13 protein-coding genes are annotated in these 14817 nt (G+C 70.6%); 5 read left to right on the top strand and 8 right to left on the bottom strand.

What is annotated here, in order from left to right; genetic code table 11:
• Positions 1-17: 17 nt before the first annotated feature.
• Positions 18-1055: a LacI family DNA-binding transcriptional regulator gene (locus ACP4J3_RS18370; protein WP_426535636.1), complete on the bottom strand. Its 1038-nt coding sequence runs from the start codon at positions 1053-1055 to the stop codon at positions 18-20.
• Entirely contained in the window at positions 1052-3418 is a 2367-nt protein-coding gene (locus ACP4J3_RS18365; RefSeq protein ID WP_426535634.1) for a glycoside hydrolase family 2 protein, read from the bottom strand. The genes ACP4J3_RS18370 and ACP4J3_RS18365 overlap by 4 nt, the downstream gene beginning before the upstream one ends.
• A gap of 152 nt (positions 3419-3570) precedes the next feature.
• Here ACP4J3_RS18365 and ACP4J3_RS18360 point away from each other — a divergent pair, with 152 nt between their 5' ends.
• From ACP4J3_RS18360 to ACP4J3_RS18350, 3 genes are read left to right on the top strand one after another with little or no spacing between them, the layout of a single operon-like run.
• On the top strand, positions 3571-4881 hold the full coding sequence (locus ACP4J3_RS18360) for an ABC transporter substrate-binding protein (protein ID WP_426535632.1): 1311 nt from the start codon (positions 3571-3573) through the stop codon (positions 4879-4881).
• On the top strand, positions 4881-5828 hold the full coding sequence (locus ACP4J3_RS18355) for a carbohydrate ABC transporter permease (protein ID WP_426535630.1): 948 nt from the start codon (positions 4881-4883) through the stop codon (positions 5826-5828). Before ACP4J3_RS18360 ends, ACP4J3_RS18355 begins: the two co-directional genes overlap by 1 nt.
• The gene (locus ACP4J3_RS18350) at positions 5825-6655 is read left to right on the top strand and encodes a carbohydrate ABC transporter permease (RefSeq protein WP_426535628.1); all 831 of its coding nucleotides are present in this window, start codon (positions 5825-5827) and stop codon (positions 6653-6655) included. The genes ACP4J3_RS18355 and ACP4J3_RS18350 overlap by 4 nt, the downstream gene beginning before the upstream one ends.
• A 21-nt stretch (positions 6656-6676) precedes the next feature.
• Here the strand turns inward: ACP4J3_RS18350 and ACP4J3_RS18345 are convergent, their stop codons facing one another.
• The 3 genes from ACP4J3_RS18345 to ACP4J3_RS18335 form a co-directional block, all read right to left on the bottom strand.
• Positions 6677-7957 carry a ribonuclease D gene (locus tag ACP4J3_RS18345; RefSeq protein ID WP_426535626.1) on the bottom strand — a complete coding sequence of 427 codons (1281 nt, stop codon included), beginning with the start codon at positions 7955-7957 and terminating at the stop codon, positions 6677-6679.
• A gap of 285 nt (positions 7958-8242) precedes the next feature.
• Positions 8243-8905, bottom strand: coding sequence for a response regulator transcription factor (locus tag ACP4J3_RS18340; protein ID WP_003997051.1), 663 nt, complete (start codon positions 8903-8905; stop codon positions 8243-8245).
• A 229-nt stretch (positions 8906-9134) separates the two neighbouring features.
• The gene (locus tag ACP4J3_RS18335) at positions 9135-9812 is read right to left on the bottom strand and encodes a DUF3000 domain-containing protein (protein WP_426535624.1); all 678 of its coding nucleotides are present in this window, start codon (positions 9810-9812) and stop codon (positions 9135-9137) included.
• A 103-nt stretch (positions 9813-9915) separates the two neighbouring features.
• On the opposite strand from ACP4J3_RS18335, the gene hemE reads away from it, so the two are divergent.
• Positions 9916-10971: a uroporphyrinogen decarboxylase gene (gene hemE, locus ACP4J3_RS18330; RefSeq protein ID WP_426535622.1), complete on the top strand. Its 1056-nt coding sequence runs from the start codon at positions 9916-9918 to the stop codon at positions 10969-10971.
• 6 nt (positions 10972-10977) lie between these two features.
• On the opposite strand, the gene ACP4J3_RS18325 is transcribed toward hemE, so the two are convergent.
• Positions 10978-11799 (bottom strand): rhomboid family intramembrane serine protease, encoded by an 822-nt coding sequence (locus ACP4J3_RS18325; RefSeq protein WP_426535620.1) that lies wholly within the window; start codon positions 11797-11799, stop codon positions 10978-10980.
• 125 nt (positions 11800-11924) lie between these two features.
• Between ACP4J3_RS18325 and ACP4J3_RS18320 the strand changes: the two genes are divergently transcribed.
• Positions 11925-12242 carry a hypothetical protein gene (locus ACP4J3_RS18320; RefSeq protein WP_426535618.1) on the top strand — a complete coding sequence of 106 codons (318 nt, stop codon included), beginning with the start codon at positions 11925-11927 and terminating at the stop codon, positions 12240-12242.
• A gap of 96 nt (positions 12243-12338) precedes the next feature.
• Here ACP4J3_RS18320 and ACP4J3_RS18315 read toward each other — a convergent pair whose 3' ends face one another.
• Together ACP4J3_RS18315 and ACP4J3_RS18310 are read right to left on the bottom strand one after the other, a co-directional pair.
• Positions 12339-13745: an FAD-dependent oxidoreductase gene (locus ACP4J3_RS18315; RefSeq protein ID WP_426535616.1), complete on the bottom strand. Its 1407-nt coding sequence runs from the start codon at positions 13743-13745 to the stop codon at positions 12339-12341.
• A gap of 27 nt (positions 13746-13772) precedes the next feature.
• Complete coding sequence (locus ACP4J3_RS18310; RefSeq protein WP_426535614.1) at positions 13773-14795, bottom strand: DUF4349 domain-containing protein; 1023 nt, start codon at positions 14793-14795, stop codon at positions 13773-13775.
• Between the last annotated feature and the right edge of the window lie 22 nt (positions 14796-14817).

The raw sequence follows: 14817 nt of genomic DNA, 5'->3' as shown, positions 1-14817 counted from the left end.
GGCCCAAGCGGCGAAGGTCACACCTTCGGGGGAGCGGTCGAGCCCCTGGGGGTCAGTACCGGCGTGGGCACGGGATGCGACCCGGGCCCGTCTCCCATGATCACCCCGAACAAGGTCCGGGCCACCTCCGCACCGAACCCGTGCACGTCATGGCTCATCGCGGACAGGGTCGGATGGGTCAGCCGGCACAGTTGCGAGTCGTCCCACGCCAGCAGCGACACCTCTTCAGGCACCCGCAGCCCCATCTCGGCCGCCACCGACAGCCCGGCCACCGCCATGATGTCGTTGTCGTAGACGATCGCCGTCGGCCGGTCCGCGGGCGAGGCCGTCAGCAGCGACCGCGTCGCCCGCGCCCCCGCGTCCCCGGAGAAGTCGGTCGCGACCTGCGACGCCCCGGCCAGCCCCAGCCCCCGCGCCGCCTCGTCGAACGCGGCCGTGCGGATGGCGGTGTGGCCCAGCGCCGCCGCCCCGCCCACCCGCGCGATCCGCCGGTGCCCCAGCGCGGCCAGATACCGCACCGCCTCCGTCACGGCCGTGGCGTCATCGGTCCACACCGACGTCAGCCCGCCCGTCAGCGACGGATGCCCGACCGCGACCACGGGCATCCCGAGCCGCCGCGCCACCGCCACCCTGGGATCGTCCGCACGGAAGTCGACCAGGATCGACCCGCCGATCTGCCGCCCCCGCCACCACGACTCCTGCAGCCCGGCCTCCTCCTCCACGGTCCGCACGAGCCGCAGCAGCAGCGAGCACGAGTGCTCGGTCAGCACGCTCTCCACACCCGAGACGAACTCCATGTAGAAGGGCTCCAGGCCGAGCATCCGCGCCGGCCGGCAGACCGCGAGACCCACCACGTCCACCCGCGACCCGGCCAGCGTCCGCGCCGTGAGGTTCGGCGCCCAGCCCAGCTCCCGCGCGGCCCGGAAGATCCGGTCCCGGGTCGCCTCGGACAGCCCCGGCTTGTGGTTGAAGGCGAGGGACACCGCCCCCTTGGACACCCCGGCGCGCGCGGCGACGTCCTTGATGGTGACGCGAGGACCTGAGAGTCCTGTCATCGGGCGGGCTCCATGCAGTACAGGGCGGACCGGGCGGCGGCTGCGTCGGGAGTCTCCCAGCCGGACACGCCGATGGTCACCTCCTCGCCGGGCAGCAGCGTCACCAGGCCCCGGTCGGCACGGGCGCCCGGATCCAGCCGGTCGGCCTGGAGCAGCAGATCCCGTACGAGCGTACGGGCCGTCACCGCGACCCCGCCCGGCACCAGCGCGACCTCGAACTCCGGCCGGGGATACGGCACTTCCCGGTCCGGCGCGGGGAAGTGCACCGCCCGCAGCCCGTCCGCGTCGGCCACCAGGAACTCCTTCGGCCCGGCGGGCTCCAGCTCCTTCGGTACGGCGACCCGGTCCACCGCCCGCCGCCCGGCGGCGAAGTCCACGCTCGCCTCCTCGACGACCTCGCCCTCGACCGACATCCGCCGCAGCCGCACGGCACCGGCCCACGCCTCGGCCGCCTGGTTGACGACAGCCAACTCCCGCCCCCGGAGCGTCAGCAGCCGGTCCGCGTACAGCCGCCGCAGCTCGTGGTACAGCGGCTTCTGACGCCCGTCCCCGTCGATCGCCGCCCAGGACGTCACCGGCCAGCAGTCGTTGAGCTGCCACACGACCGTGCCCGCGCACACCGGCCAGTGCGACCGCCAGTGCTCGATCCCGGCCGCCACGGCCCGCGCCTGATTGACCTGGGTGAGGTAGTGCCAGCGGTCGAAGTCCCCTTCAGGGAAGGTGAAATGGCGCTCCAGGCCCCGCCTGAGCTTTCCGTTGCCGTCGTCGGCCTTCTGGTGGTGCAGCATGCCGGGGGAGTCCGCCGCGAGCTTCTCACCGGGCAGGGCGCGCCGCAGCGTGGCGTACGCGGGCGGCGCCTGCCAGCCGAACTCGGCCACGAAACGCGGCACGCTCGCGCGGTACTCGGCGTAGTCCTCCCGGTTCCACACCTCCCAGGAGTGGTGCGTGCCGTGCGCCGGGTCGTTCGGATGCCGGTGCCACGACCCGGACCAGGGGCTGCCCGCCGTGTACGGTCGCGTCGGGTCCAGCTCGGCCACCACCCGCGGCAGCAGGCCCAGGTAGTACCCCTCGCCCCAGGAGTCCCCGGCCAGCCGGGGCTCCCAGCCCCAGTCCCGGAACCCCCACAGGTTCTCGTTGTTGCCGTTCCACAGCACCAGCGAGGGATGCGGCATCAGCCGTACGACGTTCTCCCGGGCCTCGGCCTCCACCTCCCCGCGCAGCGGCTGCTCCTCCGGATAGGCCGCGCACGCGAACGGGAAGTCCTGCCAGACCAGCAGCCCCAGCTCGTCACAGGCGTCGTAGAAGTCCTCGCTCTCGTAGAGCCCGCCGCCCCAGATCCGCACCAGGTCGACTCCCGCGCCGGCCGCCTGCCGCAGCCGCTTGCGGTACCGCTCCCGGGTCACCCGGGACGGAAACACGTCGTCCGGGATCCAGTTGACTCCCCGGGCGAAGAGCCGCTCGCCGTTGACGACCAGAGTGAAGCCGGTGCCGTCGGCGTCGGCCCGGCGGTCCAGTTCCACCGTCCGAAAGCCGATCCGCCGCCGCCACACGTCCAGCTGGTCCGCACCGTGCAGCAGCGTCAACTCGACGTCGTACAGCGCCTGTTCGCCGTATCCGCGCGGCCACCACAGCCGTACGTCCGGCACCTCGAGACGTACGGTCCCGCTCGTCCCGTCGATCTCCGCCCGCGCCCGCACCCCGTCGACCGTCGCCTCGACGGTGAGCGGTGCCTCCACCCGGGTGCGCTCGACGTCGATCGCCAACTCGACGCGTCCGGCGCCCTGTTCGACGGTCACCAGGGGCCGCACCCGGGCGATCCGGGCCGTCGACCAGTGCTCGAGGCGCACCGGGCGCCAGATCCCGGCCGTCACCAGGGTCGGCCCCCAGTCCCAGCCGAAGGAGCAGGCCATCTTGCGGATGTACTGATACGGCTCGGCATAGGCGGCGGGCCGCTCGCCCAGCCTGCCGCGCACGGCCTCCGCCTCGGCGTACGCGGAGGCGAAACGCACCGAGAGCCGCCCGCTCAGGCCGGTCACATCGAAGCGGTACGAGCGGTGCATGTTCCGGACCCGGCCGAGCAGCCGCCCGTCCAGCGAGATCTCGGCGACGGTGTCGAGCCCGTCGAAGACCAGGTCGGTCTGCTCGTACGCCGCATGGGCGGACGCGGCGTCCAGATCGGTCTCGTACGTCCAGTCCCGCCGCCCCACCCACGCCACCTCGGTCTCACCCAGGCCGAGAAAGGGATCCGGGATCACCCCCGCCGCCAGCAGATCGGTGTGCACACAGCCGGGCACGGCGGCCGGCAGCGCGGCCGACTCGTGCCGCAGGACCCATCCGTCGGTGAGCGGTGTCGCCTGAAGCATGCGCGCTCTCCTAAACCGATTCATCCCAGTCTTGGGAAACAGGTTGGCATCGTTGGCGAGATAGGGACTTTACCGGTTAAGAAAACGTTGTCAGAGTTCGGAACCAGCCAACCCGCTCATGCTCGTCCGTCCCGAGAACGGAGCTGACGCACATGAACCGCCGTACAGTCCTCGCCATGATCATGGGTGCCCTGCTGCTCTCGGCGTGCACCGGCACCGGAGGAAGCTCGAAGGGCGCGGAGGCCAAGGCCGCCGACGACCCGTCAAAGGTGAGCGGCACCATCACGGTTCTCACCCACCGGACCGACCTCGTGCAGGACGGGACGATGGAGAAGTACGCCGCCGAGTTCAACAAGACGTACCCCAAGGTGAAGGTCGAGTTCGACGCCATCACCGACTACGAGGGCGAAGTCAAGATCCGTATGAACACGGAGAACTACGGCGACGTCCTCATGATCCCGGGCGTGATCGAGAAGAAGGACTACCCCAGGTTCTTCGCCTCGCTGGGCAGCCAGGCCGAGCGCGGCGAGAAGTACCGCTTCACCGACTACACCACCGTCGACGGCAAGGTCTACGGCCAGAGCCCGCTCGGCGCGGTGCCCGGCTTCATCTACAACAAGAAGGTCTGGCAGCGGGCCGGGATCACCGACTGGCCCACGACACCGGACGAGTTCCTCGACGACCTGAAGGCGATCAAGGCCAGGACCGACGCCGTCCCGTACTACACCAACTTCAAGGACATGTGGCCGCTGACCCAGTGGACGCAGGTCAACGGCTCGGTGAGCTGTGACGAGCAGGCCACCACCAGGCTCGCCGAGGGCGACCCGTGGGCCGAGGGCACCGATCTGCGCACCGCCGACACGCTGCTGTACGACATCGTGAAGTCGGGTCTCGTCGAGAAGGACCCGACGACCACCAACTGGGAGGCGTCCAAGCCCCGGATCGCCAAGGGCGAGATCGCCACGATGTGGCTCGGCTCCTGGGCGGTCATCCAGATGCGGGGCGCGGCGAAGCAGGCCGGCGCCGACCCGGACGACATCGGGTTCATGCCCTTCCCCGCCCAGAAGGACGGCACGTTCTGCGCGGTGACGCTGCCCGACTACAACCAGGCCGTCAACATCCACTCCGAGCACAAGGAGGCGGCCCGCGCCTGGATCGACTGGTTCACCGACAAGTCCGGCTACGCGGCGGACAACCTCGCCCTGTCCCCGCTCAAGGCCGACCCGCTGCCGGCGATCCTGAAGCCGTACGAGGAGGCGGGGGTGAAGCTCCTCGACCTCGACGACAGCAAGGGCGCCCAGGTCAAGTCCATCGACAACCAGTCCGAGGTCGGCATCAACAAGCCCGACTACCGCCAGGACCTGGTCGACCTCGCCCGTGGCGCCACCAAGGGCAGCCTGGACGACTTCCTGAACGGCCTCTCGAAGAAGTGGACCGACACGCAAGCGTCCCTGGGGTCCTGATGACGGACACCACCGAGAAGGCGGCCGTCGAGCCGGCCCCGGGGTCGGCCGCCCCGCAACCGGCCCCCGCCCCGCGCACGGCACGCCTGTGGCGCGGGGCCACCCCCTGGCTCTTCCTGCTCGCCCCGCTCGCCCTGCTGATCGTCTTCACCTACGCGCCGATCGCCAACATGGTCGCGTACAGCTTCACCGACTGGGACGGCGTGAGCCCCGAGCTGCACTACACGGGCGCCGAGAACTACGCCGAACTGTTCACCCGCTCCGACCTGTTCGAGGTGTTCTGGGTCAGCGGCTACTACCTGGCGGCGTCCGTCGTCCAGATCGTCGCCGCGCTGTACTTCGCGACGATCCTCAGCTTCAACGTCCGTTTCCGGAACTTCTTCAAGGGCGTGCTGTTCTTCCCGTATCTGATCAACGGGGTCGCCATCGGCATGGTCTTCCTCTACTTCTTCCAGGACGGCGGCACCCTCGACTCGGTACTGAGCCTGTTCGGCGTGGAGACGGACCGGGCCTGGCTCGGCACGCCCGAGTCGGCGAACACCTCACTGGCCGCCGTCTCCGTCTGGCGCTACCTGGGCCTGAACTTCGTCCTCTTCCTGGGCGCGATCCAGTCGATCCCGGGGGAGCTGTACGAGGCGGCCGAACTGGACGGCGCGAACCGCTGGCACCAGTTCCGCCACATCATCGCGCCCGGCATCAAGCCGGTCCTGTCCCTGACCGTGATCCTGTCGATCTCCGGCTCACTGTCGGTCTTCGAGATCCCGTACATCATGACGGGCGGGGCGACCGGCACCGAGACCTTCGTGATCCAGACGGTGAAGCTGGCCTTCCAGTTCAACAAGACGGGGCTCGCCTCGGCGGCCGCGGTCGTGCTGCTGCTGATCGTCCTGGCGGTGACCTGGGTGCAGCGGCGCCTCGTCCCCGACGAAAAGGTGGACCTCGTATGACCCGCCGCACGGTGGCCCGCACGCTGGTGTACCTGTCCCTGATCGCCGCGACGGTGGTGGTCCTGCTCCCGCTGGCGGCCGTGGTCCTGACGTCGCTCAAGTCCGAGCGGGAGATGGCGAACGACAGCGGAGCCCTCGCCCTCCCGGACGACCTGCTGAACTTCCACAACTACGCGACGGCGTTCCAGGACGGCCGCATGCTGTCGGCGTTCGGCAACACGGCGGTCATCCTGCTCTTCGCCATCGGCGGCACGGTCCTGATCGGCTCGATGACGGCCTACGCCATCGACCGCTTCACCTTCCGCTTCCGGAAGCTGGTCGTGGCGCTGTTCCTGACGGCCGCCCTGGTCCCCGGCGTCACGACCCAGGTGGCGACCTTCCAGATCGTCAACAGCTTCGGCATGTTCGACAGCCTGTGGGCGCCGATCGTCCTCTACATGGGCACGGACATCGTCTCGATCTACATCTTCCTGCAGTTCGTCCGCTCGATCCCGACCTCACTGGACGAGGCGGCCCGCCTGGACGGCGCGAACGCCTTCACGATCTACCGCAGGATCATCTTCCCCCTGCTGAAACCGGCGATCGCTACGGTGGTGATCGTCAAGGGCATCACCACCTACAACGACTTCTACATTCCGTTTCTCTACATGCCGTCGGAAGATCTTGGCGTGATCTCGACGTCGCTGTTCCGCTTCAAGGGCCCGTTCGGCGCCCACTGGGAGACGATCTCGGCAGGAGCGGTCCTGGTGATCCTGCCGACCTTGATCGTCTTCCTGCTCCTGCAGCGCTTCATCTACAACGGCTTCATGAAGGGAGCGACGAGGTAGGCGCTCGTCAGCAGACGGCGACTAGCCGGACAGCGCGGCGACCAGAGCGGGCGTGACCTGCTCGACCTGCCACGCCCGGGCGCCGTATCCGGCCAGCGCCTCGGCGACCGACTCCGCGCTCACTTCCTTCGGCGGCTCCCAGCAGACCCGCCGCACGGTGTCCGGAGTGATCAGGTTCTCCTGGGGCATGTTGAGCTGCTCGGCCAGCGCGGAGACGGCCGCCCGGGCCGCGGAGAGCCGAGCCGCCGCGACCGGGTCCTTGTCGGCCCAGGCCCGCGGCGGCGGAGGCCCGGTCACGGGCTGTCCGGGGGCCGGCATCTGCGACTCGGTCAGAGCCTTCGCACGATCGACGGCGGCCTGCCACTGCTCGAGCTGCCGTCGCCCCATCCGATGCCCGAACCCGTTGAGCGCGGCCAGGGCGTGCACATTCCCCGGCACGGAAAGCGCGGCCTCCACGATGGCCGCGTCCGACAGCACCTTGCCCGGAGACACATCCCGTTTCTGCGCGATACGGTCCCGCGTCTGCCACAGCTCCCGCACCACGGCGAGCTGCCGGCGCCGGCGCACCTTGTGCATCCCCGACGTCCGCCGCCAGGGATCCTTGCGCGGCTCGGCGGGCGGCGCGGTCGCGATCGCGTCGAACTCCTGCCACGCCCACTGAAGCTTCCCCTGCCGGTCCAGCTCCTTCTCCAGAGCGTCCCGCAGGTCCACGAGCAGCTCGACGTCCAGGGCCGCGTACCGCAGCCACGGCTCGGGCAGCGGACGGGTCGACCAGTCGACGGCCGAGTGGCCCTTCTCCAGCACGAACCCGAGCACGCTCTCGACCATCGCGCCGAGCCCGACTCTGGGGAACCCGGCGAGCCGCCCGGCCAACTCGGTGTCGAACAGCCGGGTCGGCACCATGCCTATCTCCCGCAGACAGGGCAGATCCTGGGTGGCCGCGTGCAGCACCCACTCCACACCGGACAGCGCCTCGCCGAGACCGGACAGATCGGGGCAGGCCACAGGGTCGATCAGGGCGGACCCCGCGCCCGCGCGGCGCAGCTGCACCAGATAGGCGCGCTGGCCGTAGCGGTAGCCGGACGCGCGTTCGGCGTCGACGGCGACCGGGCCCGAGCCCGCGGCGAAGGCGGCGATCACCTCGGCGAGCGCGGCCTCGTCGGCGATCACGGGCGGAATGCCCTCGCGGGGCTCCAGCAAGGGGATCGGCGCCTCCGTAACAGAAGATCCGTCGTCTTCCGGAGGGGCGCCTCCGGCGGTTCGCAGGGAACAGTCTGCTGCGGTTTCTTGGGCGTCGGTCACGTGTCAAGGGTATCCGCAAGGGTGAGCGGCTGACCTGCGCGTTCTGGACACATTGCCGCTGACCTGCACAAACGCGGCTCGTCGGCTCTCATGGCTGACCGATGCTTCTCGGCCACGCGAATGGCGGCGCCCGCCGACGGAACGTTCCGTCGGCGGGCGCCCAAGGGTCGTGCATCAGTCAGCGGCGGGCACGGGACGGGACCGGCGGCCGATCCCGTTCACGTCAGCGGGTTCATCGAGGGATTCAGAGATCAGGGGATCAGGGGATCAGGGGATTGAGTGGATTCAGTGGATGATGCCGGTCCGCAGGGCCACGGCGACCATGCCGGCGCGGTCACCGGTGCCGAGCTTGCGGGCGATGCGGGCGAGGTGGCTCTTGACGGTCAGGGCGGACAGGCCCATCGAGACGCCGATCGCCTTGTTCGACTGGCCCTCCGCCACCAGCCGCAGCACCTCGACCTCACGGCCGGACAGTTCGCGGTAGCCGCCCGGGTGGCTCGGGGCACCCGGGTGGCGACGGTGCATACGGGCGGCGGCGGCGCCGATGGGGGCGGCACCGGGCCGGGTGGGGAGCCCGACGTTGGTGCGGGTGCCGGTGACGACGTAGCCCTTCACACCGCCGGCGAGGGCGTTGCGCACCGCGCCGATGTCGTCGGCGGCGGACAGGGCGAGGCCGTTGGGCCAGCCCGCGGCGCGGGTCTCCGACAGCAGGGTGAGGCCGGAGCCGTCGGGCAGATGGACGTCGGCGACACAGATGTCGCGGGGGTTGCCGATGCGGGGACGAGCCTCCGCGATGGACGAGGCCTCGATGACGTCGCGCACACCGAGCGCCCAGAGATGCCGGGTGACGGTGGAGCGGACGCGGGGATCGGCCACGACCACCATGGCGGTCGGCTTGTTCGGGCGGTAGGCGACCAGGCTTGCGGGCTGCTCGAGGAGAACGGACACCAGGCCTCCTGGGGTGCGGGGACGACTTCAAGGTCACAGTCGTCTTCGGCACCAAACCCATGGCCCTTTAGAGAAAGATCACGATTTAGTGAGTAACAATTGGGGCAATTCAGACACATGGTCGATCACTCGGCGAGTGAATGGCTTCGATCATGGACTGTTCCTGACCGGAAGTGGCCGTATCGACAAAGTGACGGTCAAGCGTGTGGCAGTCCGGCGCCGATGGTGATCAACGGGACTGCGGATCGCGGCGCTGCGGCAGCGTCACCACCGACGCGTCGCCCGGACCCGCCGGCGGCAGGCCCGCGACCTGGGCCAGCAGATCGCACCACGACGCCAGATGGGCCGCGGTGTCCGGGACGCCGCCCAGGCCCTCGCGCGGGGTCCAGGAGGCCCGGATCTCGATCTGCGAGGCCGCCGGGCGCTCGGACAGGCCGCCGAAGTAGTGCGAACTCGCGCGCGTGACGGTGCCGCTCGGCTCGCCGTACGACAGCCCGCGCGCCTGGAACGCGCCGGTCAGCCACGACCAGCACACCTCGGGCAGCAGCGGGTCGGCGGCCATCTCCGGCTCCAGCTCCGCGCGCACCAGCGTCACCAGCCGGAAGGTGCCCCGCCAGGCGTCGTGGCCCGCCGGGTCGTGCAGCAGCACCAGGCGGCCGTCGGCCAGGTCCTGGCCGCCGTCGACGACCGTCGCCTCCAGCGCGTAGGCGTACGGCGCCAGCCGCTGGGGCGCCTTGGTCTGCTCGACCTCGATCTGCGGCCGCAGATGGCTGCCGCGCAGGGCATCGACTGCGGCCCGGAAGGCCGGGGGAGCCGTGTTGTGCGCATGACGGTCCGCCTCCCCGGTCTCCTTCGCGTCATCCGTTCCGCCAGTGCCGTCCGACAGTCTTCCCTGAGCCGCAGCCATGCCGGGAAGATTAAGGGGAACGGGGGCTTCGTGCAGGGAGAGACACCCGGACAACACGGCAACCCCGGCACGGGGCCGGTTTCCGCCGTGCGAGACTTGGCCCGTGAGTGCCAACCAGACGCCGCCGTCAGCCACCTACGATTCCGCCTTCCTCAAGGCGTGCAGGCGCGAACCCGTGCCGCACACGCCGGTGTGGTTCATGCGGCAGGCCGGGCGCTCACTGCCGGAGTACCGCAAGGTGCGCGAGGGCATCCCGATGCTCGAGTCCTGCATGCGGCCCGAGCTGGTCACCGAGATCACCCTCCAGCCCGTGCGCAGGCACGACGTGGACGCGGCGATCTACTTCAGCGACATCGTCGTCCCGCTCAAGGCCATCGGCATCGACCTCGACATCAAGCCCGGCGTCGGCCCGGTCGTCGAGCGTCCGGTCCGCACCCGCGCCGACCTGGACCGACTGCGCGACCTGACCCCCGAGGACGTCTCGTACGTCACCGAGGCCATCGGCCTGCTCACCCGCGAACTCGGCGCCACCCCGCTCATCGGCTTCGCCGGCGCGCCTTTCACCCTCGCGAGTTACCTCGTCGAGGGCGGCCCGTCGCGCACGTACGAGAACGCCAAGGCGATGATGTACGGCGACCCCGAGCTGTGGGCCGACCTGCTGGACCGCCTCGCCGACATCACCGCGGCCTTCCTCAAGGTGCAGATCGAGGCCGGCGCCTCGGCGGTCCAGCTCTTCGACTCCTGGGTCGGCGCCCTCGCCCCCGCCGACTACCGCCGCTCGGTGATGCCCGCCTCGGCGAAGGTCTTCGAGGCGGTCGCCGGGTACGGCGTCCCGCGCATCCACTTCGGCGTCGGCACCGGCGAGCTGCTGAAGCTCATGGGCGAGGCCGGCGCGGACGTCGTCGGCGTCGACTGGCGCGTCCCGCTGGACGAGGCCGCCCGCCGCGTCGGCCCCGGCAAGGCGCTCCAGGGCAACCTCGACCCGACGGTCCTGTTCGCCACCCCCGAGGCGATCGAGACCAAGACCCGCGAGGTCCTCGACGCCGCGGCCGGACTCGAGGGCCATGTCTTCAACCTCGGCCACGGCGTGATGCCGTCCACCGACCCGGACACCCTGACCCGGCTCGTCGAGTACGTCCACACGCGGACGGCCCGGTAGCGACCCTCACCACGTGTGGGGCCGCGCCCGCCTGCCGAACAACAGGCCGCGCGGCTCCGGTGGCGGCGGTGTCCCCGGCTTGAGCGGCCAGGCGATCGCCATGCCGGCCAGGAAGCCCACGATGTGCGCCGCGTACGCCACCGTGCCCGCGTCGGAGACGCCCTCGCCGCTCGAGTACACCGCCTGTAGCCCGAACCAGAAGCCGAGCACCAGCCAGGCGGGCAGCCGCAGCGGCAGGAAGATCAGGAACGGCACCAGGACCCAGACCCTGGCCTTCGGATACAGCACCAGATAGGCGCCCAGCACGCCCGCGATGGCACCGGACGCGCCGATCAGCGGGTCGGCCGAGTCGGCGTTGAGGAACGCGAAGCCGTAGGACGCCGCGTAGCCGCAGACGACGTAGAAGACGAAGTACCGCACATGGCCCATGCGGTCCTCGATGTTGTTGCCGAAGATCAGCAGGAAGAGCATGTTGCCCAACAGGTGCAGCCAGCCGCCGTGCAGGAACAGCGCGGTGAAGACCGACAGCGCGGGGGACTTGTCGTAGTCCGGCGGCCCGATCACACATCCGGGGCCGCGCGGGCCCACGGCGACCTCGCCGGTGGGCACCACTCCCGGCAACTGGCCGTGGATCAACTCCCGCGGCACCGCCGCGTACTGGTCCAGGAACGCGTGCAGTTGGCACGTCTGGGCCAGACTGCTCTCACCGGCCACGGAGCCGGCTATGCCGGGCGTGGACAGGAAGACGAAGACGTTCGCTGCGATGAGCGCGTATGTCACCCAGGGAGTACGGCGCACCGGGTTCACGTCATGGACGGGGATGACCACGACTGGTATCTGCCCGGGATCCGTGCGGCGAATCGGTGAACGTGGCCGCGGCCGTGTGCGTATGACTCGGCAACCGCTCGCGGCACGGGGAAGGCGGGTCGCGGGGACTACGTGAGGAACAGGCGATGAGCGACGACCGAGTTACCCCTCCGATCCACGCGTTGCCCGACGGTGAGGCCGAGATCGCGGTGGTGCTGCGGCTGCCGTGGGAAGACGTGGCCCGGCTGGGTCAGGAGGCCGGACGTCTGGCGGCGCAGATGCAGCGTCCCGTGACTCTCGACGAGGCCGTGAGCCACCGGTTGCGGTCAGCTGCGCATGCCAAGCCGGCTACTCAGCAACCGTCCGCCGTTGCTGCGGCGTCCGTTTCGGCTCTGCCCCCTCGGCCTGCGGCGCCCGCCGAGCAGGCGCGGCAGGCGATCGATCGGATCAACGGCAGCGCGTAAGCGTCGCAGGGGTGTGGGTGGTTGGGCGGCTGCGGGGCCCGTTGTGGCTGGTCGCGCCCACGCGGCGGAGCCGCATATCGATACAGCCCCGCGCCCCTAGGCGGGCTGCCCTACTGCCTTTACAGCCTTACGGGCCGCTACCAGTACCGGATCCCATACCGGTGAGAACGGCGGGGCATATCCCAGGTCCAGGGACACCATCTGTTCCACCGTCATGCCCGCCGTCAGTGCCACCGCCGCGATGTCCACCCTCTTTCCCGCGCCCTCCCTGCCGACGATCTGGACGCCCAGGAGGCGGCCCGTGCGGTGTTCCGCGAGGATCTTGACCGTCATGGGGGAGGCGCTGGGGTAGTAGCCGGCGCGGCTCGTCGATTCGATCGTGGCCGTGACGAACTTCAGGCCCGCCCTGCGGGCGTCCTTCTCGCGCAGGCCCGTGCGGGCGATCTCCAGGTCGCAGACCTTGGAGACCGCGGTGCCGACGACGCCGGGGAACGTGGCGTAACCGCCCGCGACGTTCGTGCCGATGACCTGGCCGTGCTTGTTGGCATGGGTGCCGAGGGCGATGTGGCGTTCGCGGCCGGAGACCAGGTCGAGGACCTCCACGCAGTCGCCGCCCGCCCAGATGTTCTCGTGACCGCGCACCCGCATGGCGAGGTCGGTCAGCAGGCCGCCGTGCTCGCCCAGGGGGAGGCCGGCGGCTCGGGCGAGCGTGGTTTCCGGGCGCACTCCGATGCCCAGGACGACCACGTCCGCGGGGTATTCGGCGTCCTCGGTGGCCACCGCGCGGACCCGGCCGTCCTCGCCCGTGAGGATCTTGGTGACCTCGGCGTCGTTGACCATGGTGATGCCCAGGCCCTCCATGGCCTCGTGCACCATGCGGCCCATGTCCGCGTCGAGCGTGGACATGGGCTCGCTGCCGCGATTGACGACCGTCACCTCGTAGCCGCGGTTGATGAGCGCCTCGGCCATCTCCACGCCGATGTACCCGGCGCCGACGACGACCGCGCGGCGGCCACGCGTGCGGGTCAGCGTGTCGATCAGGGCCTGTCCGTCGTCGAGGGTCTGGACGCCGTGGACACCGGGAGCGTCGGCGCCCGGCATGTCGGGGCGGATCGGGCGGGCGCCGGTCGCGATCACGAGTTTGTCGTACGACGTCCAGGACTCGGCGCCGGAATCGACGTCACGCGCGCGTACCCGGCCGCCGGCCACGTCGATCTCCATGACCTCCGTCCGCATGCGCAGGTCGATGTCCCGGGCGCGGTGCTCCTCGGCCGTACGGGCGATCAACTGGTCGCGGTCGGGGACGTCGCCGCCCACCCAGTACGGGATGCCGCACGCCGAGAAGGAGGTGAAGTGGCCGCGTTCGAACGCCACGATCTCCAGTTCCCCGGCGCTCTTCAGCCGCCGTGCCTGCGACGCCGCGGACATCCCCGCGGCGTCGGCCCCGATCACGACCAGTCGCTCCGGCTTGCCCGGCACACCCCTCGCAGCGCTCATGCTCATGCGAACACGCTACGGGCGCCGGGCATTTCAGTCCTGCTCGCCGCCTTCGTCGTCCCCCGCGCGCGTGGGGCCCGGCGCGGGGCGGGCCGTCGGCAGCGGGCCCAGCGCGGTGGCCACGGCCGCGGTCGCCGGGCGGCGCGGCAGCCGGGGGCGCAGCACCTTCAGCCACAGCAGCACCAGCAGCGCCGTCACCACGGCGAACGGCAGCACGGCGCCGAACGCCACGGCGAGCCAGCGAAGCATCGTCACGAACGCGTTCCAGCCACCCGCGAGCGCGTCCAGGAAGCCGGGGTCGTCATCGTCCTTCGCGGCCTTCTTCACCGGCGTCTCGGAGAGCGAGAGGGTGATGGTGGCCAGGCTGGTGCGGTCCTTCAGGGACTCCTGCTGGGCCAGCAGCGCCTCCAGGTCGGCCTGGCGGCTGCTCAACTCGCCCTCCAGGGTCACCACGTCGCTGAGCCTCGTCGCCCGGTCCATCAGCTCGCGGATCCGCGCCACGCTGGCCCGCTGCGATTTGATGCGGGACTCCACGTCGACGACCTGGTCGGTGACGTCCTGCGCCTTCGCGCTGCGCTCGAGGAGCTTGCCCGCGCCCTCCAGCTCCGCGAGGACCTCGGCGTACCGGTCGACGGGCACGCGCAGGACGATCCGGGTGCGCTCGCGGCCCTCGCCGTCGCGTGTCGTGGTCTCGTCGCCGATGTAGCCGCCCGCGTTCTCGGTGGTCGTGCGGGCCTCGTCGAGGGCCTTCGGCACGTCCTTGACCTGCACGGTCAGTGAGGCCGTGCGGATGATGTGACTCGGGGCGACCTTGGCGGGCGTGGCCTTGTCGGCGCCTGAGCCGCTGCCTGAGCCGCTGCCGGAGCTGCCGTCGGAGGCGCCTTCCCTCGCGTCCGCCTGGGCTTCCGCCGGGGCCACCTCGCTCTTGGCGGCACTGGAGTCGCCCCCTGAGTCGGCCGCGCCGCTGCACCCGGTGAGGGCGAGGGCGGTGGCCAGGAGGAGGCCGGCCAGGGCCTGAACAGGCCGTACGCATCGTGCCGATCGTCGTGTGCGCATGCGGGTGTACCCCCCGAGGGTC

Origin of the sequence: Streptomyces sp. UG1, assembly GCF_049974585.1 — a bacterium.
GTDB lineage: Bacteria > Actinomycetota > Actinomycetes > Streptomycetales > Streptomycetaceae > Streptomyces.
Note: the sequence above shows the minus strand (reverse complement) of the source record. Positions and strands in the feature narration are given on the sequence as shown.